We start from the raw sequence: 19,119 nt of genomic DNA, 5'->3' as shown, positions 1-19,119 counted from the left end.
CGAATGCAGGTTTTTTTATTCGATATGATTATTTAATCTTTGCATGTGCTTTTAAGTATTGCACATAATCTTCTGACTCTTGCTGACCGCGAAGCTGTTGATATAGCTTAGAAAGCTCTGCCAACTGTTCATCCGTCAACGCATTAGACGTCGTCTTGTTTACATTTGATACTGCGACTACGACCATTTCAGTCGGCAATAATGCTGTTGTTACAGACCATTGCCCAGCTTTTGGCGTCGCCTGGCTAAATGCCGCACGCTCAACTACACGAGGAAGACCTTGCGAACGAATAAACACTTGCGGCGCAGTAAACGTTAAACCACTCTTCGCAACAACTGATGCCGCTGGTTGAGTTTTAAAGTCTTTTAAACTTTGCGCAATCTTCGCTTTCGCCGCTTCATACGCTTTTTGTTGAACTAATTTTGCTTTCACGCGTGGAGTTGCTTCTTGAAGCGTTTGCACACCTGCCGCATGGTAATCACGTACTTTGACCCAGACAACATCACCATTTGTAAGTTGAATACTACTGGTCGCGTTACGGTCACCGTTTTTAACGTCATCGTTAAACAGTTTCACTTTTACTGCTGCATTGCTTAATACAGGATGCTGTGTAGAAAGTGTCATACCTTTGAGAGTTTGAACTTGTACGCCTTTCACTTCTTGTGAAACCACATCCAAAGCATCAGAATCTACAACTTGCTCATTTAAACTATTTACAGTGTCTGAAAACGCATTGGCTGTTTTACTTTTTTGAACTTCAGCAGTAAGTCGTGCTTTTTCGGTTTCAAAAGATGGCAACTTCACAGCAGGTGCATCAGTTTCAATGACATGATAACCAAATTCAGTTTTAACAGGTGCAGACACTTGACCGGATTTAAGTGATGTTACAGCTTGATCAAAAGCATCACCAAATGTACCTTTGTTATAGACTGCCAGTACGCCACCATTAGACTTAGATGCCGTATCTTCAGAGTATTGAGCCGCTGCGGCTGCAAAGCTTGTGCCTGCTTTAATTTTTGCAACAACTTCTTCTGCACGCTTCTTCGCTTCAGCATCTGTACGCGTATCTACAGTAATTAAGATATGTTTCACCAAAGGTGCAACATTTTGCTTCTGTGCTTCAACAAACTGAGTATAAGCTTGTTGTAACTCAGTATCAGTGACTGGTGATGTCGTAGCAGGAACATTTGCAGGTGTTAACAACACATAGTCTACATCTACACTTGCTACTTGTTTAAATGCTGATGGATGTTGCTTGTAGTAGTTAGCAATTTCTTGAGCTGAAACACTGATGTTCTTTTTGTATTCATCAAGATTTACATTGGCAAACTGTACGGTACGCTGTTCTGTTTGCAAATTCGCAATCTGCTGAATATCTAATTTACTCACCAAAGCATAATCAGCAAAAGTAGAACGCATCATTTTTAATGCATGATCTTGGCGCAGATTTGCAACCAAAGCATCACTACTCATTCCAACAGATTGTAAATAGCTAGAATACCGTGTTTCAGAAAATTTTCCATTTTCTTGAAAACTTGGTTGCTGAGCGATCATCTGTTCAATTTGAGTATCACTAAGTGAAATACCTAGCTTTTCCGCCTGTTGCAACAACAAGGTATTAGAGATCAGTTGATCCATTGCTTTATCTTTGATAAAGCTTTGATTCAATAAAGTTTCATCACCATTGGCATAAGCCAAGAACTGTTCTTTAAAAGACGCTGTTAGTGTTTCTAGTTCCTTTTCAGAAATATCTTGACCATTGACTGATTTTACAGCGTCTTTTGATCCGCTACTAAAATATCCTTCAATACCTACAAGTGCTAAAGGGGTCAAAAACAAAATGAGTAAGGCTTTGCCCAACCAACCCTTAATAACTTTACGAAAAGATTCCATAAGTATTCCAATATTTTATTTGCACGAGATTTTAACTGAAAAGTAGCAATGAATGAATGTGTTATCGTCACATTTTCTAATGTTTAATAAAAAACGCGCCGAAATGGCGCGTTTAGGATTTATTTAAAAGATTATGCAACAGAATCTTTTAAACCTTTTCCTGCTTTAAAGCTTGGTACTTTGCTTGCTTTAATTTCTAAAGTAGCACCAGTTTGTGGGTTACGGCCAGTACGTGCAGCACGTTCTTTCACATTGAAAGTACCAAAACCAACAAGTGTAACTGTATCACCAGACTTAAGCGCTTCAGTGATCGAAGCAATTGTAGCGTCTAAGGCCTTACCAGCATCAGTCTTAGACAAACCCCCTTTTTCTGCAATTGCATCAATTAATTCTGATTTATTCATGTGGATCGCGTCCTCTTAATATCGTTTATTTAAGGTCCAAGAGTTTAGTATAAATTACCGTAACGCCTTTATAGCAATGCTTTAGGTGAAAACGCAATACTCTGTATAGGCTTTTTTGGAAAATAAATCACAAAAAAACCTTGAAATTGCTACAAAAGCACAACCAGATCACTTTTTATTCACTTTTTCGTTTAACTTCTTATTTTCTTCAATCAAAACATCTATTTTTTCGTTAAGCTGAAGAATTAAGTTTTCCAAGTACTGAATATCTTTGACCGTAACTAAACCAATACGGTTCAAAGAATGATTTACACTCCGGTCTACGATCTTCTCAACCTTATCTTTAGTATCCGTAACCGATTCACGTGCCTTTTCAGATACTTTTTCAACTGTTTGATCTGCAATTTCAGTGGTTTTTGATTCTAGCTCCTCGCCTACTTGGACGAGTGAGTCAAACAATTTATTGCCTTCCTCTTCCGCACGTGAGAAAGCACCTAAACCAGCCAACCAAATTTGCTTAGTGTACTTTCTAAAATCTAAACTACTTTTACGGTGAAAATGATGCTTAGTTTTTGTTTTTTTTAATGTTTCATCTTCTTGCAAAATATCATCCAACGCTCTATCTGCTTTTTCCATTAGCACCATCTCCTGCATGATTTATGTGCAAAAACTTCCAAAAAATCTTATAGATTGCACTATACTACCAAAGATTGGACTTGATCGTTTTGCAAAACTGTTCTACAAAGCATCTTTATTACATTTTTTATTTTAAGTCTGAAGTTTTTGCGAGCAGGATGCTCATTTCAGGTCAGGATTTAGGTTACTACTTATGAGTGATTCTCAAAAAGAACACAATCAAACACATATGCTACTCACTATGCTAATGATTGTTCTTGAGACGATCTTTTCTCTTATTTTAAAACATGACCGTGTGGTTGCTCTACATTCAAAAAAGTTTGTTGAGCAAAATATTGCGATTAAAATAAATAGCTACCTGCCTTATTTCGACTTCTATATCACCTTTACCGCTCAAGGTGTTTTATTTGACGCGAAAGCACCTGAAAAATCTGTCGATCTCGATGTGCGCACTACCCTAATGGATTTAATTAAAATTTTCGTTTTTGGAAACCGTCGCAGTATTAAAACCATGCGTATTGATGGCGACATCATACTCAAAGATGAGTTCAGAGATTTAATTTTACACTTTAGTGCTCCTAAAGTTTTAGCCGACTGGAAAAACTGGTTAACTGAACCAACTGATCCACAAAATGTGGTTGCATCAAAAAAACGTATTGCGCCACTTTTAGAAAAAATTGATGAGCAACGCTCTAAAATCAACACACTACAAGTTGAAGTGAAACAATACAAAAACCGTATTCGTCGCATGGAGCAACGCCAAAAACGTATAAATGTCACATTTTTACTGTTTTCTATACTTTTGATTAGCTTATTGGTATATAATATTTGGCTTGCATAACTACATAATATTTCAAGCAAATTAAATACGCATAATCATTATTAAAAAAACTTGACTATTTTAGTCAGGATTCTTAAAATCGGCACATCTAGTCTAATCATGTGTATCGAATCATGCGCTTAACAACTCGCGGACGCTACGCAGTGACTGCTCTACTTGATTTAGCTTTGCAGCCAACTGAACAAACGATCACGCTTGCTGAAATTGCAGCTCGTCAAACTATCTCTGTTGCTTATCTTGAGCAGTTATTTGCGAAATTAAAGCGCCACGGCTTAGTTTCTAGCATTCGTGGTGCCAATGGTGGCTACCATTTAGCTCGTCGCGCTGATGAAATTACAGTATTAGCAGTTATTGAAGCTGTAAACGAAACAGTTGATGCCACTCGCTGTGACCATAAAGGCAACTGCCAAAATGGTGCAATGTGCTTAACTCACGATTTATGGCAAGAACTCTCCCATCACATTGCCGACTATCTCGCTAAAATCACTCTTGCTGACCTTGTAGCACGTGACAACGTCCAAAAAGTTGCCATTCGCCAAAATACAGCACCTTCAGATTCAGCCCTTTTATCGGCAACAGGTATTTGACATGAAACGTCCAATTTATCTTGATTATGCAGCAACAACTCCTGTAGACCCTCAAGTCGCTGAACGCATGATGGAATGTCTGACATTTGACGGCACATTTGGCAACCCAGCATCTCGCTCGCATGCTTACGGCTGGCAGGCTGAAGAAAAAGTAGAATATGCACGTGAACAAGTTGCGAACTTGATCAAAGCAGATCCACGCGAAATCGTTTGGACTTCTGGTGCTACTGAATCTGATAACCTTGCACTTAAAGGCGTAGCACAATTCTATGCGTCTAAAGGCAAGCACATTATTACCAGTAAAATTGAACACAAAGCTATTTTAGATACTTGCCGTGAGCTTGAGTCTGAAGGTTTTGAAATCACTTACCTTGAGCCACTACCAAACACGGGTTTAATTACCCCTGAAATGGTTGAAGCAGCTATTCGTCCAGATACCATTCTTGTTTCCCTAATGATGGTGAACAACGAAATTGGTACTGTGACTGATGTTGCAGCAATTGGTGAAATCACTCGTGCACACAAGATCTTCTTCCATGTCGATGCAGCTCAAGCCGCAGGTAAAGTTGAAATTGACCTTTCAACTATGAAAGTAGACCTAATGAGCTTCTCTGCTCACAAAATTTATGGCCCTAAAGGTATTGGCGCACTCTATGTACGTCGTACTCCACGCGTTCGCTTAAAAGCACAAATGCATGGTGGCGGTCATGAACGCGGTATGCGTTCTGGTACACTTGCAACACACCAAATCGTTGGTATGGGTGAAGCATTTGAACTTGCAGGTAAGAACTTAGCTTCTGAACAAGCACGCATTCGCGTACTTCGTGACAAGCTTTGGAACGGCTTACAAGACTTAGAACAAATTTTCTTAAACGGCCATCCAACACAAAACGTTGCAAACTACTTAAATGTCAGTTTCAACTTTGTTGAGGGTGAATCGTTAATGATGTCGTTGAAAGACGCTGCTGTATCTTCTGGTTCAGCATGTACTTCAGCAACATTAGAACCTTCTTATGTATTACGTGCATTAGGCTTGTCTGACGAACTTGCGCACAGCTCAATTCGTTTCAGTTTTGGTAAATACACCACTGAAGCAGACATTGACCACGTACTTACAGTAACACGCTCTGCGGTTGAGAAACTTCGTGAACTTTCTCCACTTTGGGACATGTACAAAGAAGGTATCGACCTTTCTACAGTTGAGTGGGCTGAACACTAATTTTATCCTTTGAAGTCATTCACATACTGGATGACTTCATTGAAAAATCAAGTTTTAACCCCATATTAAATATTAACGCTGACCCCGAGGTTTGGAGACGCATCATGGCTTATAGCGAAAAAGTAATTGATCATTACGAAAACCCTCGTAATGTTGGTGTATTAGATAAAAATGCGGAAAACGTTGGTACAGGTATGGTCGGTGCACCTGCATGTGGTGACGTAATGCGCTTACAGATCCAAGTGGATGACAACGGTGTGATTGAAGAAGCACGTTTCAAAACTTATGGATGTGGTTCTGCTATTGCATCAAGCTCTTTAGTGACTGAATGGCTAAAAGGTAAAACCCTAGATGAAGCTCAAGCGATCAAAAATATTGATATCGCAACTGAGCTTGCTCTTCCTCCAGTAAAAGTACACTGCTCTGTACTGGCTGAAGACGCGATTAAAGCAGCGGTTGAAGACTACCGCAGCAAAAAATCTAAAGCTTAATTGCTTTGCATTTTAAAGAACGATTAACGGAGTTTTCATGATCCATTTAACTGAAAATGCTGCAACTCATATCAGCAATTATTTAAAAAATCGCGGTAAGGGTGAAGGTATTCGCGTTGGCGTGAAAACTTCAGGCTGTTCTGGTTTAGCTTATGTGCTCGAATTTGTTGATTCAATTGATGCACATGACACCACTTTTGAGCAGTTTGGGGTAAAGGTTTTTGTCGATCCAAAAAGCTTGGTTTATCTCGATGGTATGGAGATGGACTATGTGAAAAACGGTTTAAACGAAGGCTTTGAGTTTAATAACCCAAACAAAAAAGGTGAATGTGGTTGTGGTGAATCTTTCACTGTATAAATCAAACCACAGGTTTGCCTTTTAGACATTAAAACAGTGTGTATTGCACTGTTTTAATTGCATTTACATAGCGTGTTTTTGCTTTTGCAAGCACTCCAAATTTAGCGCGGAACCCCCTTTCTATGAATCATTTTGAGTTGTTTAACCTCCCAGTAGCACTCGATATTGATTTAGCAGCCTTAAAAGCAGAGTTTTTAAAGTTGCAGCAACAATATCACCCAGATAAAGCTCTCGATAAAGATCAAGCCCTGATTAAATCAAGCGAGATCAATCAAGCATTTAAAGTTTTATCTCAGGTCGATAGCCGCGCAGGATATTTATTAGGTTTAAAAAAACAAGACTACCATCTTGATCAATCCATCAACGACTTTGAATTTCTTCAATCCGCATTAGAGATTCGCGAACAACTCGATGAAGCACGTTCAGCAGATGAATTACAATCACTCAAAATTGACGTTCAACAATGGATTGACGGTTTAGTTCGTGAATTCAAAATTGATTTTGAAGCTGAAGATTGGGCTGAAGCACGTGATGATGTCCGCAAACTTCGTTTCTTTGTCAAAGTCATGCATGATATAGACAAAGCTGAAGATCGTTTTGAAGATGACGATAACTTTGATTTAGATGATGAATTTTAACCTATTTTTAATTTTTGACGCTCAAAGGATGTAACTCATGGCTCTCTTGCAAATTGCAGAACCTGGACAATCAAGTGCGCCACATGAACACCGTATTGCCATTGGTATCGACCTAGGTACAACTCACTCTCTTGTTGCCACTGTCCTTTCAGGCAAAGCCAAAGTTTTACACGACGAACAAGGTCGTGTCTTGCTTCCTTCGATCGCACATTATGATACAAACCAAATTCAGTATGGCGATGAAGCAAAACCCTTTTTGACTTCCGATCCTAAAAATACCATTGTTTCGGTCAAACGTTTTATGGGCCGTTCTAAAGCCGACATTAAGTTTCAACACCCATACACTTTAGTGGGTGAAGATAATCAAATGCCCGCTTTTGAAACCTCACAGGGCCGCAAAACCCCTGTCGAAGTGTCCGCTGAAATTTTAAAGCAATTGAAAGATCGTGCTGAAGCAAGCTTAAAAAATGAAGTCAATGGTGCAGTGATTACCGTTCCTGCATACTTCGATGAAGCTCAGCGTCAAGCAACACGTGATGCCGCACAACTTGCAGGTTTAAACGTATTGCGTCTTTTAAATGAGCCTACCGCTGCTGCAGTTGCGTATGGTCTCGACCAAGACACCAATCTTGCACATGATCATAACTATGTAATTTATGACTTAGGTGGCGGTACGTTTGATGTTTCCATTCTACGCTTTTCACAAGGCGTGTTTGAGGTCTTAGCAACAGGTGGCCATACCGCATTAGGTGGTGATGATCTTGATCGTTTAATCGTAAAATGGGCGAAAAAAGAACTCAACATTGAGCAGTTCGATGATACTGAATATGCACATGTTTTGGTTGCTGCGCGTAAAGCCAAAGAAGCTTTAACAAACGCAGAAAGCGTACATTTGCAGGTGCTAGAGCATAGCCTGACTCTTGATCGCACGACATTTGAAAGCATTATCAAAGTTGCTTTAGATAAGACGATTAGCGTGTGCAAACGTGTGCTCCGCGATGCCAAGCTTGAACTTAGCGACATTCAAAACGTAGTCTTGGTTGGTGGTTCAACACGTTCTTACGCTGTACAAAATGCTGTTCGTGAAGTGTTTGCTCAAGAACCATTGTGTACGATCAATCCAGATGAAGTTGTCGCAATTGGTGCATCAATTACTGCTAACCAGTTGATTGGCAATACAGCAGATGGGGCATTACTACTTGATGTCACCCCACTATCTCTCGGTCTTGAAACCATGGGGGGCTTGGTTGAGCGTCTTATTTCACGCAATACAGCCATTCCCGTTGCACGTCGTCAAGAGTTCACGACTTACCAAGATGGTCAGACTGCGATGCTAATCCACGTGGTTCAAGGCGAACGTGATTTGGTTGAACATTGTCGCAGCTTAGGTCGCTTCGTTCTTCGTGGCATTCCACCTATGACTGCAGGTCAAGCACGTATTGAAGTGACTTTCCAAGTAGATGCAGATGGCTTACTGACGGTTTCTGCCAAAGAAACAACCTCTGGCGTACATGCGCAAATCGACATCAAACCATCTTATGGTTTGGCTGATAGCGATATGGAACGCTTACTTCTGGATGGTTACAAGTTTGCTGTAGAAGATAAAAATCTTCGCCACTTACAAGAAACCAAAGTGGAAGCCAAACGTGAACTTGAAGCTTTAGAACAAGCACTAAAAATAGATGCACACCTACTCACAAGTGAGCAGCAAGTTGCATTAAATGCAGCTAAAACTTCATTAGAAGCAACACTTGAAACAACAGAAATCAAAGCCATTGAATCTGCTGTTGAACAGCTTAAAATACACAGTGATGCTTTTGCAGCAGCACGCATGAATCAGCATATCGATGCTGCGCTGAAAGGCACAAAACTCGACGACTGGTCAAACTCAAACTAATTTATAGGTAAAGACTATGCCACGTATTAAAGTTCTTCCACATGCGCAAATCTGCCCAGAAGGTGCTGAGTTTGAAGTCGAGCAAAATGCAAATCTTTGTGAAAGCTTACTCAAAAATGGAATCAAAATTGAACATGCATGTGATATGTCTGCTGCATGTACAACGTGTCATGTGGTGGTGCGAAAAGGTTTTGACAGCTTAGAAGAAATGAATGATATTGAAGCTGATTTACTAGATCGTGCTTGGGGCTTAGAGCCTGATTCTCGCTTATCTTGCCAAGTGAAGTTAGTAGATGAAGACTTAGAAGTTGAAATCCCGAAATACACCATTAACCATGCGTCTGAAAATCACTGATTTTGCAAACATTAAAAAAGCCACTCATTTGTAGTGGCTTTTTTAATGTCTCTTGTTTTTACAAGCATATCATCATTAATGGTATTCGTTTCTTTTAACGGTTTCAACGACCTCATCTTCAAGATTTAATTTCACAATACCTTGAGAATTCGTCATTTTTTGCTGCGTTTGAATACGTTGAATCATTTTTTCTAAAACTTGAATCAACTGCGGGTATTCAAAATTCTGCACCTCATCCAAATTCAGCAGTAAATGAAATCCCTTATATTCATAATCAAACCAGCGTTGGTAGTCTGATTTCTGAGATGTATATTTTTCAACGACTTGCCAAGTCTTCACAGCCCCTTTTATCCCTTTAAGGAAAATTGGTGCTTTCGGTGCACAAAGATAGTCATTTTTTACTAAATTATGCGTATCATCTGAAATTAAGATTTCATCGACTTGCGCTGCACTTTGTAAGCGTGCAGCGAGGTTGGCATCACGCCCAACAATGGTATAAGCCATCCGATGTGATGCACCATAGTTTCCAACGTGACAATAACCCGTAGAAATACCCATACGAATGTGCAAAGGCGGATAACCCATTTTCACCCAACGCTCACGCAAAATTTTCATTTGCTGGCGCATTGCCATTGCCATTTCTAAGCAATTCTGCGCATCCCGCTCTACACCCTCAGAATTCGGATCACCAAAAAAGACTAAAATGGCATCCCCCATGAATTTATCAACAGTACCCTCGTATTGCTTCGCAATCTCGGTCATGTGTCTTAAATAGTCATTAAGCAGGAATGCCAAATCATCGGGAATTAAGCTTTCAGACAACTCTGTAAAACCTTGAATATCTGAAAAGAAAACCGTGAGTTTTTTACGTTTATATTCAATTTTCGCTTCAGACTCACCTTTCATAATTGACTGCCACAGTTGCACTGGAGCATAGCGGCTCAACTGATTCGCAAATTCCATGTAGCGATTCATTTGATCGTAATAATGATTCTTGCGGCGATATATATCCTGCATTTGGTTGCGCTGATAATAACTACCCACACCAAAATAAGTAATCAGACACAAAAAACCCAATACGGTCAGCTCGGTACTGGTCGCTTCAAAATATTCACCAAAACCAAAGATAAAGATCAGAGATAAATAAAAAACAACAACACCAATCAGACTCGCCAAAGAAATCATGAGAAATGAAACTTTGTTGCTAATGGCGGTATAAAGCAGTGCAAAAATAGACAAAAAAGTGAGTACGATATTCAGATGAATTGCTGCCAAAATAATTGAAGTGACAACAATATCAATCACAAACATCACACTACGTCGTACATTAGTGTCAAAGCGATAGCCCAACCACCGTGAAAATGGTGGTGTAAACAACAATACAACCAATAACAATAATGGGACATAAATTTGATAATGCGTATCCGCCATCGTGTAGTGATAAACGATAGTCAATAGCGACAACATGCTATACCCCATCACTCGATGGAAGTATTCAAATTGTTTGGGTTCTTTAGATATCCAATCGTCTAATGGCACTGATTGTTCCCCATGATGCGCACGATCAAATCATCCCTGATTTGATTTCCACGTGAATTAGTCCATACGCCAATCAAACGGCATATCACCTTGTCCACGTAATGCAAGCATTAAAGTCTGGCGCATATGTGCAAGGACTTCATTGCTATAAGGAACAGCTGGAGTACCCCAAACTGGTTTTGGCCATGCAACATCGTTTTGATAACGAACCACATGGTGGAAATGAAGCTGTGGCACCATGTTACCCAAAGCAGCAACATTCATTTTATCAGCTCGGAATACGCGAGCTAATTGGCTTGACAACCAACTTGACTCACGTAAAAACTGTTCTTGGTCGGCTTGGCTGAGTTCATATAACTCAGTGATACCTGGCACGCGTGGAATTAAAATTAGCCACGGAAATTGCATATCATTCATTAAGCGACATGTTGAAAGTGGAAAGTCGCCTACAAAAAACGTATCTTGAGCAAGTTGTGGATGCAAACTAAACATATCTTTATAAATGATGCAAATTAGAATAATGGCTAATACTATCACATCCAATCGGAGGTGAATATTATAAGCAATGTGTTTCAATACAAATAAAATACGTTTTACTTTGAACTACATCACATTTATCACTTTAATAAATTTCATCAAAAAATCAAGTATTTCTTTTTGTCGTGCAAACACCTACGAAATACCTGATATCTGTATGAAATAACAGCAAATTAGAGCTGCTAATTAATGCAATTCTTTAAGTAAATTTGCTAATAAGTCATTGATAAACTGAATTCGCTTTTCATACTCTTCTAACATCACCATCACCTTTAAGCGCTGACCGCCCTCCATTCTAAAAAAGGTAGGGTGTTTTTGCATCATTTGAATAATACTGATGGCCTGTACAGGTGTATCAGGTGAGAATTCAATAGCTCCTCCATTGCCCGAAATATCGACTTTCGTGATCCCTAATGTTTCAGCTTTTAGGCGAATCTGATGAACAGCAAAGAGTTGCTTCACAGGCTGTGGCGGTATACCAAAACGATCAATCAGCTCCATGCGAATATTATCAAGCTTTTCCTGACTATCTGTATTACTAATCCGCTTATAGAACAATAAACGCTGATGCACATCTCCTAAATATTCATCTGGAATCAAGGCTGGCATATGCAAATTGATTTCTGCGGTCAGTGATAGTGGCGCATCGAAATTTGGCGTTTTCCCTTTTTGAATAGCTTTAGTCGCCTTCTCGAGCATTTCCATATACAAGCTATAACCAATGGCTTGCATTGATCCACTTTGTTGCTCACCGAGTAACTCACCAGCTCCACGAATTTCTAAATCTTCCGTCGCCAACATGAAACCTGCTCCAAGGGTTGAGGCCCGCTGAATAGCATCTAAACGCTTTTCAGCATCGCCTTTCAATCCTTTAATGGATGGTACCAGTAAATATGCATAGGCTTGGTGGTGCGAACGCCCAACACGTCCACGAAGTTGATGCAACTGCGCAAGCCCCAATTTATCAGCACGTTCAATCAAGATAGTATTGGCATTTGGGACATCAATCCCTGTTTCAATAATGGTTGAGCAAACCAATACATTATATTCTTTATGATAGAACTGCTGCATGACTTGCTCTAACTCGCGTTCGCGCATTTGTCCATGTGCAACAGCAACACGCGCTTCAGACACCAACTCTCGGAGACTTTCAGCCGCGCGCTCAATGGTTTCTACTTCATTGTGCAAGAAGTAAACCTGCCCACCACGCAGTAATTCACGCAAGATAGCTTCTTTGACGGCATCACCCGTATGCTCTTGTACAAAAGTTTTGACCGCTAAACGTCGTGCAGGTGGCGTTGCAATAATTGAAAGATCTCGCATACCACTAAACGCCATGTTTAAAGTACGCGGAATTGGTGTTGCGGTAAGGGTTAACATATCCACATCGGCACGCATCGCCTTGATCCGTTCTTTATCACGCACCCCAAACCGATGCTCTTCATCCACAATCATAAGACCTAAATCTTTAAACTGGACGCTTTCTTGCAAGATTTTATGCGTACCAATCACAATATCGACTTTGCCTTCTGCCAGATCTTCGATCGTTTTAGTATGGCTCTTACTGCTACCAAAACGAGATAAAACTTCTATACGAATAGGCCAATCCGCAAAACGGTCTTTAAACGACTCATAATGCTGTTGAGCCAACAAAGTTGTTGGAACCAAAACCGCAACTTGCTTATTGTTTTGTACTGCTAAAAAAGCAGCCCGCATTGCCACTTCAGTTTTACCAAAGCCTACATCACCACAGACCAAACGATCCATTGGTTTCGCCTGTTGCATGTCATATAAAGTCGCCTCAATCGCATTAGCCTGATCTAGCGTTTCTTCATAGGCAAAGCCACTGGAAAACTGCATATATTGGCCATGCTCTAGCTCAAAGCCAAAACCAGGTTTGGCTTGACGACGTGCTTGAATATGTAACAATTCTGCCGCCACATCATGAATTTGCTCGAGTGCTTTACGCTTCGCTTTGCTCCAAGCATCTGTACCCAACTTATGTAAGGGTGCCAAGTCTGGGTCACCACCACTATAGCGACTAATCAAATGCAGATTAGTCACAGGAACATAAACTTTGGCAGCATCGGCATAGTCAAGCTGCAAGAACTCATAGTCCTGATCATCAATACTTAAAGTGACTAAACCTGCATAACGTCCTACACCATAGTCAATATGTACAACTGGCGCACCCATGCTCAACTCAGTCAAACTGCGAATGAGAAACTCTTCAGAAACCTCTTGTTGGCGCTTACGCCGACGTTGCACCACACGGTGTTCATACAACTGGTTTTCTGAGATAACACTCAGCGTATTTTTTAAGACCAAACCACGTTCTAATGGTGCATTGGTAATGGCAATGGCATGTAAAGACTTTTGAAACTCAGCAAAATTTTCGACATTAGGAATTTCTCCCAATGTTGCGCGCAATGCATCTTTTAAAGTTTCACGACGCCCCGCGCTTTCAGCAACCAGTAATACGGGATGATTTGCTGTATCAATATACTGTTTCACCGCATGAAAAGGTTTTTCACTTTTTGGGTCGACGGGTAAACGAGGTGGAAGTTCAGTCTTTAAATTCACCACCCCCGCTTTTAAGTCGAAAATATCGCCTGAGGCAATAATGCGTGGAAAGGTATTGAGCTGTTCTAAAATTTGATTGGTTGAAATAAAAAGTTGTTCAGGTGGCAAAATGGGCTGATCAATATTGTGTCTACGGTCCTGATAGCGACGATCAACCTCTTTCCAAAAACTATCTAAACCATCATCAACCTGTTTATCTGTAATGACAATAGAATGACTAGGTAAGTATGAAAGTAGTGTACTTTGAGCTTGCATCTGCTCCGTACTAAAAAAAAGTGGGAAATAGAACTCAATCCCTGGTGATGCAATCCCTTCTAGCACATCCTGATAAATTGGGTTCTTCTTAGGGTTCGCCGTTGGAAACATCTCCGCATAACGATCACGGAATACACTACGCGCTTCTTTCAGCGGAAACTCTTTCGCAGGTAAGACAGAGAATTGTTTTAAGTTTTCCGTGGTGCGCTGTGTTTCCGGATCAAAAAATTTAAGAGTTTCAATTTCATCATCAAATAAATCTATGCGAATTGGCGCCGCTTGACCTGAGGCATAGATATCCATAATGCTACCGCGAACTGCAAATTCACCATGGTCGTATACTGTGTCGACCAAATGATAGCCTGCTTGAATCAAACGTTTCTTTTGCTGTTCCAATTCAAACTTTTGACCGACCCGGATATCAAAATGCTCACCTAAAACCCACGAAGTCGGTGCCACACGTTGTGCCAAGGTCGAAGCCGAAATCAATAAGACACCCGTTTGTGGCATATTGGATAAAATCGCGAGACGCTCAGACACGATATCTTGATGAGGAGATAACCGGTCATAAGGCAGAATTTCCCAATCAGGAAAAATCGTCGGTCGGATGCCGTAAAACTCAAACTCACTTTCGAGTTGCGCCAAATGTTGGTTATTTTTTGCAACAACCACAAAAAGTTTTTTATTCTGTGTACTGAGCGTTTGAATAAATAGCGCAACAGATGAGCCGAGCAGATTTCCGAGCCATCTTTTTTCGCCCGCTTTTAGTTGTTGCACATTCAGTTGGGAGATTTCTTCTTGGAACATGGGCATTGCTTAAGCACCTAAAAACATGCGTCATATACTAGCACGATGTCCTAAAGCCGCACGTTATTTTTCGCTACAAAACACCCTCTTACACGTAGCCAAGCCCCTTTCATCACTCAATTTTATGTCATTTAAATGCTCTATTTTTTATCGCGAATAAACTGATAATAATAGTCACTCAGGAGTTTAATGATGTGCTTTAACTCGGTTAAGTTTTCAAGATTATTACCCAAGCGAGCAACAAAGCGCCCACTGGCTATTTCCAAATCAATTTTTTCATTCATCAACATCGCACTATAAAAAAGTGCATTGAGGTCATCAAACTGATTGATTCGACGATTTGAGAAATACGCCAAGCGTTCAGCATGTATATCATTGATCACAACACCCTCAATAATAAATCCATTCTGTTCATCATATTCAATCTGATGCTGCTGCAAAAACAGTTGTTCTGGTGCATCTTTCTTTCGTTTCAACAAATTGGTTAGTTTAGTGAGCATATCAATCTAATCATCTTTCTCTCTGCATATTGTAGTTCTAACCAGGCTAGATTGTTAGCCAGTCTTAGCTTAAATGTATAAAAGCAGCCGATTGGCTGCTTTTATACATTTCTAAGGCTATAAATGTTTAACTGACTTGTGCCAAAGGAACGACTGTAGGCGTCACCTCAGTCACCAAGTTTTCAAATGAGAAGATTTGATCCAACTGGTCTTGTGTCAGTAGCTCTTGCTCCAATACTACCTGTTGAATGGTTTTATTTTCAGCAATACACTGTTTCCCAATTTCGTCACATTTCGCATGACCTAAAATTGGATCAAGTAAAGTCACAATGCCAACACTACGCATAACTGCGTCATAGCATACTTGTTCATTGGCTTGAATACCTTGAATACATTTAGTGTCTAATGCAGCAATACCATTTCTAAGCAATTTAATTGACTCATGAATACTCTGTGAAATAACAGGCTCCATTACATTCAACTGTAACTGACCTGCTTCTGCTGCCATGGTCACAGTTAAATCATTACCAATCACTTTAAACGCGATTTGGTTCACCACTTCAGGAATCACAGGATTGACTTTTGCAGGCATGATAGATGAACCAGCCTGTAGTTCTGGTAAACGAATTTCAGCCAAACCGGTACGTGGACCAGAACTGAGTAAGCGTAAGTCATTACAGATTTTCGAGAGCTTCACCGCCAAACGTTTTAAGGTGCTCGATAAGATAATAAACACACCACAGTCACTGGTTGCTTCAACATAATCTTCCGCACCAATTAAATTAAGACCCGTCAGCTCTTTCAAGGCCTGAACCACTTCAACTGCATAACCCTGTGGTGTATTCACCCCGGTACCAATTGCAGTTGCACCCAAGTTCACTTCTAATAAAAGCTCACGTGTACGTTCAATTAAACGTAAGTCTTCCTTTAATAAAGTTGCAAAGGCACGAAACTCTTGCCCCAAAGTCATCGGCACAGCATCTTGCAACTGAGTACGCCCCATCTTTAAGACATATTGAAACTCAACTGCTTTGCCTTGCAAAGAATGAATTAAATTTTGGATCTGTATAAATAAGTCATCCAAACTGTAATACGTTGCTAAACGTAGCGCGGTTGGGTACACATCATTGGTCGATTGTGATTTATTTACATGGTCATTTGGATGAATAACGTCGTATTTACCTTTAGGAAGTGATAAGTGCTCCAATGCGAGATTGGCCAACACTTCGTTGGTATTCATATTAATCGACGTGCCTGCTCCACCTTGATAAACATCTAAAGGAAAAGCATGCGTCCAGCTTTCAGGAGTTTGGATTAATTGATCACATGCAATATCAATAGCCTGAGCAATTTCGGGAGAGATTTTGCCAAATTTACAGTTGCTTTGCGCTGAGGCTTTTTTAACTTGCGCCAAAGCACGGATAAAATGAAGTTGAGTTCCTACTTTCTGATTAGAAATTTGAAAGTTTTCTAAAGCACGTAAAGTATGAATGCCATAGTAGCAATCCATTGGAACTTCCTTCGCTCCCAATAAATCACGTTCTATTCTTGTTTGATCGACTTGAACCGTAGTCACTGCCTAGTACTCACTTAGATGCACAGAATTAGTGCAATAATGAAATACTAGTCTTTTCGATATGTTTCATTGCTGTAAATATATTTCATAAATGAAATATTTTATATTTGAATGTTTGCTTTATGTATTAATTGTAACATCTCGTAATTAAAATAAGCTTTAAATGATAATTAAGCCAATGATTTCATAAAATGAAAAATATAAATTTTGTACAACTTGCACAAACTAAAACTAAGCAACAAACAAATAAAATATTTTCAATAAGTTATAAGACAATTTTAAAAAACAATTAATATTTACATAAAACACACAAAAATATCTCACAACTGTTACAGAGTGTAATTTTATTTTCATGATTGAATCGCCCTCTCAAACAAAGCGATTAAAAAATCTCCCATCTCGGATTTTTTGCCAAGGAATGCCTATGAGTCAAATTAACCCCACCCTCGTCACGTTTTTAGTTTATATCTTTGCCATGGTTGCTATTGGCCTCTATGCATACAAATCTACCAGCAACTTTGATGACTACATCTTAGGTGGTCGTAGTTTAGGAAGTGTCGTTACTGCCCTTTCTGCTGGTGCATCAGACATGAGTGGTTGGTTACTCATGGGCTTACCAGGTGCAATTTATCTATCAGGTTTATCTGAGGCATGGATTGCAGTCGGTCTGATTATTGGTGCCTGGCTGAACTGGTTATTGGTTGCAGGACGTTTACGTGTGCACACTGAAATCCAGAATAATGCACTTACACTACCCGATTACTTTACTGGTCGTTTTGCAGACCGTAAACGTATCTTACGTATGATTTCTGCGGTTGTAATTTTAGTTTTTTTCGCCATTTACTGTGCTTCAGGTATGGTTGCTGGCTCTCGCCTGTTTGAAAGTATCTTTGGTTGGGATTACACCACTGCACTTTGGATTAGCGCGATCGCGACTATCAGTTATGTTTGTATTGGTGGCTTCCTCGCAATTAGCTGGACAGACACATTCCAAGCAGGTTTAATGATTTTTGCGTTACTATTGACCCCAATCATGACTTACCTTGCGATTGATGGTAATGCAGCTGAATTCACGATTTTACTTGAAACTGCTCGTCCACAAGCGATGCATATTTTCTCTGAGTTGAGTACGGTTGCCGTTCTATCATCCTTAGCTTGGGGCTTAGGCTATTTCGGTCAGCCACACATTCTTGTCCGCTTCATGGCAGCAGATTCTGTGAAAACAATTCCAGCTGCACGTCGTATTGGTATGACGTGGATGATTTTATGTCTAGGTGGTGCGGTAGGAGCAGGTTTTATTGCCATTGCGTACTTCCAACAGCACCCTGAACTCGCCGCAGTGGTTTCTCAAAACCCCGAAACTGTGTTCATGGAACTAACTAAAATCTTATTCAATCCATGGGTTGCAGGTATTGTTCTGGCCGCAATTTTAGCCGCAGTAATGAGTACGTTAAGCTGTCAGTTACTGGTATGTTCTACCACATTGACTGAAGATTTATACAAAGCATTTATCCGCAAAACAGCATCTCAAAAGGAGCTGGTTTGGGTGGGTCGTTTCATGGTGCTTGCTGTTGCAGTTCTTGCAATTTGTTTAGCAAGCAACCCTGACAGTAAAGTTCTAGGCCTTGTGGCTTATGCATGGGCAGGTTTTGGCGCGGCATTTGGTCCACTCATTATCTTGTCTTTGTTCTGGAAGCGTATGACCTTGAATGGTGCTATTGCAGGTATTCTTGTAGGTGCCGTGACTGTTATTCTGTGGAAAAATACTATGGGGCATCTTGGCCTATATGAAATCATCCCAGGCTTCATCTTCTCTTGGATCAGTATTGTCGTTGTAAGCTTGTTGGGCAAAGCGCCTGAAGCTGAAATGGTTCAACACTTTGAAAAAGCAGATGCACTCTATAAACAAGCAATGGCTGAAATGAAAGAAGAGTCTGCACAACGTTAATGTAACGCTTGGAATGGCAAAAATTAAGGGGCTTTTAAGCCCCTTATTTACATT

At 40.1% G+C, this 19,119-nt stretch carries 17 protein-coding genes; 9 read left to right on the top strand and 8 right to left on the bottom strand.

The features are described from left to right. Positions 1 to 28: 28 nt before the first annotated feature. From DPG01_RS09630 to DPG01_RS09620, 3 genes are all read right to left on the bottom strand, one after another. Entirely contained in the window at positions 29 to 1,894 is a 1,866-nt protein-coding gene (locus tag DPG01_RS09630; protein WP_110974931.1) for a SurA N-terminal domain-containing protein, read from the bottom strand. Positions 1,895 to 2,025: 131 nt separating this feature from the next. After that, the gene (locus DPG01_RS09625; protein ID WP_004697018.1) at positions 2,026 to 2,298 is read right to left on the bottom strand and encodes an HU family DNA-binding protein; all 273 of its coding nucleotides are present in this window, start codon (positions 2,296 to 2,298) and stop codon (positions 2,026 to 2,028) included. Positions 2,299 to 2,466: 168 nt separating this feature from the next. Further along, positions 2,467 to 2,934 (bottom strand): phasin family protein, encoded by a 468-nt coding sequence (locus DPG01_RS09620; RefSeq protein WP_110974930.1) that lies wholly within the window; start codon positions 2,932 to 2,934, stop codon positions 2,467 to 2,469. Positions 2,935 to 3,127: 193 nt separating this feature from the next. Between DPG01_RS09620 and DPG01_RS09615 the strand changes: the two genes are divergently transcribed. The 8 genes from DPG01_RS09615 to fdx all read left to right on the top strand — a co-directional run bounded on the left by DPG01_RS09615 (position 3,128) and on the right by fdx (position 9,320). Beyond that, positions 3,128 to 3,775 (top strand): hypothetical protein, encoded by a 648-nt coding sequence (locus tag DPG01_RS09615; RefSeq protein ID WP_110974929.1) that lies wholly within the window; start codon positions 3,128 to 3,130, stop codon positions 3,773 to 3,775. Between the two features lie 113 nt (positions 3,776 to 3,888). Next, entirely contained in the window at positions 3,889 to 4,362 is a 474-nt protein-coding gene (locus DPG01_RS09610) for an Rrf2 family transcriptional regulator (RefSeq protein ID WP_110974928.1), read from the top strand. A gap of 1 nt (position 4,363) precedes the next feature. Next, on the top strand, positions 4,364 to 5,581 hold the full coding sequence (locus DPG01_RS09605; protein ID WP_086209206.1) for an IscS subfamily cysteine desulfurase: 1,218 nt from the start codon (positions 4,364 to 4,366) through the stop codon (positions 5,579 to 5,581). Positions 5,582 to 5,685: 104 nt separating this feature from the next. Further along, positions 5,686 to 6,072, top strand: coding sequence for a Fe-S cluster assembly scaffold IscU (gene iscU / locus DPG01_RS09600; protein ID WP_086209207.1), 387 nt, complete (start codon positions 5,686 to 5,688; stop codon positions 6,070 to 6,072). A gap of 37 nt (positions 6,073 to 6,109) precedes the next feature. Continuing rightward, complete coding sequence (gene iscA, locus DPG01_RS09595; protein ID WP_086209208.1) at positions 6,110 to 6,430, top strand: iron-sulfur cluster assembly protein IscA; 321 nt, start codon at positions 6,110 to 6,112, stop codon at positions 6,428 to 6,430. Positions 6,431 to 6,552: 122 nt separating this feature from the next. Then, positions 6,553 to 7,068, top strand: coding sequence for a Fe-S protein assembly co-chaperone HscB (gene hscB, locus DPG01_RS09590; protein ID WP_086209209.1), 516 nt, complete (start codon positions 6,553 to 6,555; stop codon positions 7,066 to 7,068). Positions 7,069 to 7,105: 37 nt separating this feature from the next. Next, positions 7,106 to 8,965: a Fe-S protein assembly chaperone HscA gene (hscA, locus tag DPG01_RS09585; protein WP_110974927.1), complete on the top strand. Its 1,860-nt coding sequence runs from the start codon at positions 7,106 to 7,108 to the stop codon at positions 8,963 to 8,965. Between the two features lie 16 nt (positions 8,966 to 8,981). Next, the gene (gene fdx / locus DPG01_RS09580) at positions 8,982 to 9,320 is read left to right on the top strand and encodes an ISC system 2Fe-2S type ferredoxin (protein WP_086209211.1); all 339 of its coding nucleotides are present in this window, start codon (positions 8,982 to 8,984) and stop codon (positions 9,318 to 9,320) included. Between the two features lie 75 nt (positions 9,321 to 9,395). Here fdx and DPG01_RS09575 read toward each other — a convergent pair whose 3' ends face one another. The 5 genes from DPG01_RS09575 to aspA form a co-directional block, all read right to left on the bottom strand. Further along, positions 9,396 to 10,859, bottom strand: coding sequence for an adenylate/guanylate cyclase domain-containing protein (locus DPG01_RS09575; RefSeq protein ID WP_110974926.1), 1,464 nt, complete (start codon positions 10,857 to 10,859; stop codon positions 9,396 to 9,398). Between the two features lie 57 nt (positions 10,860 to 10,916). After that, the gene (locus tag DPG01_RS09570) at positions 10,917 to 11,351 is read right to left on the bottom strand and encodes an HIT domain-containing protein (protein ID WP_004696995.1); all 435 of its coding nucleotides are present in this window, start codon (positions 11,349 to 11,351) and stop codon (positions 10,917 to 10,919) included. Positions 11,352 to 11,582: 231 nt separating this feature from the next. Continuing rightward, positions 11,583 to 15,041: a transcription-repair coupling factor gene (gene mfd, locus DPG01_RS09565; RefSeq protein WP_110974935.1), complete on the bottom strand. Its 3,459-nt coding sequence runs from the start codon at positions 15,039 to 15,041 to the stop codon at positions 11,583 to 11,585. A gap of 140 nt (positions 15,042 to 15,181) precedes the next feature. Further along, the gene (locus tag DPG01_RS09560; protein ID WP_162900277.1) at positions 15,182 to 15,541 is read right to left on the bottom strand and encodes a hypothetical protein; all 360 of its coding nucleotides are present in this window, start codon (positions 15,539 to 15,541) and stop codon (positions 15,182 to 15,184) included. 127 nt (positions 15,542 to 15,668) lie between these two features. Beyond that, on the bottom strand, positions 15,669 to 17,117 hold the full coding sequence (aspA, locus tag DPG01_RS09555) for an aspartate ammonia-lyase (protein ID WP_110974925.1): 1,449 nt from the start codon (positions 17,115 to 17,117) through the stop codon (positions 15,669 to 15,671). Between the two features lie 424 nt (positions 17,118 to 17,541). Between aspA and putP the strand changes: the two genes are divergently transcribed. Beyond that, positions 17,542 to 19,065 (top strand): sodium/proline symporter PutP, encoded by a 1,524-nt coding sequence (gene putP, locus DPG01_RS09550; RefSeq protein ID WP_110974924.1) that lies wholly within the window; start codon positions 17,542 to 17,544, stop codon positions 19,063 to 19,065. The last annotated feature ends 54 nt before the right edge of the window (positions 19,066 to 19,119 follow it).

This window comes from Acinetobacter sp. WCHAc060042 (genome assembly GCF_003231195.1).
In the GTDB taxonomy this organism is placed as follows: domain Bacteria; phylum Pseudomonadota; class Gammaproteobacteria; order Pseudomonadales; family Moraxellaceae; genus Acinetobacter.
This window is presented reverse-complemented; position numbering and strand designations above follow the sequence as displayed.

Excerpts from the sequence above, each read along its gene's own strand:
- DPG01_RS09630 (WP_110974931.1), bottom strand. The coding sequence starts at position 1,894 with ATGGAATCTTTTCGTAAAGTTATTAAGGGTTGGTTGGGCAAAGCCTTA.
- DPG01_RS09625 (WP_004697018.1), bottom strand. The coding sequence starts at position 2,298 with ATGAATAAATCAGAATTAATTGATGCAATTGCAGAAAAAGGGGGTTTG.
- DPG01_RS09620 (WP_110974930.1), bottom strand. The coding sequence starts at position 2,934 with ATGGAAAAAGCAGATAGAGCGTTGGATGATATTTTGCAAGAAGATGAA.
- DPG01_RS09615 (WP_110974929.1), top strand. The coding sequence starts at position 3,128 with ATGAGTGATTCTCAAAAAGAACACAATCAAACACATATGCTACTCACT.
- DPG01_RS09610 (WP_110974928.1), top strand. The coding sequence starts at position 3,889 with ATGCGCTTAACAACTCGCGGACGCTACGCAGTGACTGCTCTACTTGAT.
- DPG01_RS09605 (WP_086209206.1), top strand. The coding sequence starts at position 4,364 with ATGAAACGTCCAATTTATCTTGATTATGCAGCAACAACTCCTGTAGAC.
- iscU (WP_086209207.1), top strand. The coding sequence starts at position 5,686 with ATGGCTTATAGCGAAAAAGTAATTGATCATTACGAAAACCCTCGTAAT.
- iscA (WP_086209208.1), top strand. The coding sequence starts at position 6,110 with ATGATCCATTTAACTGAAAATGCTGCAACTCATATCAGCAATTATTTA.
- hscB (WP_086209209.1), top strand. The coding sequence starts at position 6,553 with ATGAATCATTTTGAGTTGTTTAACCTCCCAGTAGCACTCGATATTGAT.
- hscA (WP_110974927.1), top strand. The coding sequence starts at position 7,106 with ATGGCTCTCTTGCAAATTGCAGAACCTGGACAATCAAGTGCGCCACAT.
- fdx (WP_086209211.1), top strand. The coding sequence starts at position 8,982 with ATGCCACGTATTAAAGTTCTTCCACATGCGCAAATCTGCCCAGAAGGT.
- DPG01_RS09570 (WP_004696995.1), bottom strand. The coding sequence starts at position 11,351 with ATGTTTAGTTTGCATCCACAACTTGCTCAAGATACGTTTTTTGTAGGC.
- mfd (WP_110974935.1), bottom strand. The coding sequence starts at position 15,041 with ATGTTCCAAGAAGAAATCTCCCAACTGAATGTGCAACAACTAAAAGCG.
- DPG01_RS09560 (WP_162900277.1), bottom strand. The coding sequence starts at position 15,541 with ATGCTCACTAAACTAACCAATTTGTTGAAACGAAAGAAAGATGCACCA.
- putP (WP_110974924.1), top strand. The coding sequence starts at position 17,542 with ATGAGTCAAATTAACCCCACCCTCGTCACGTTTTTAGTTTATATCTTT.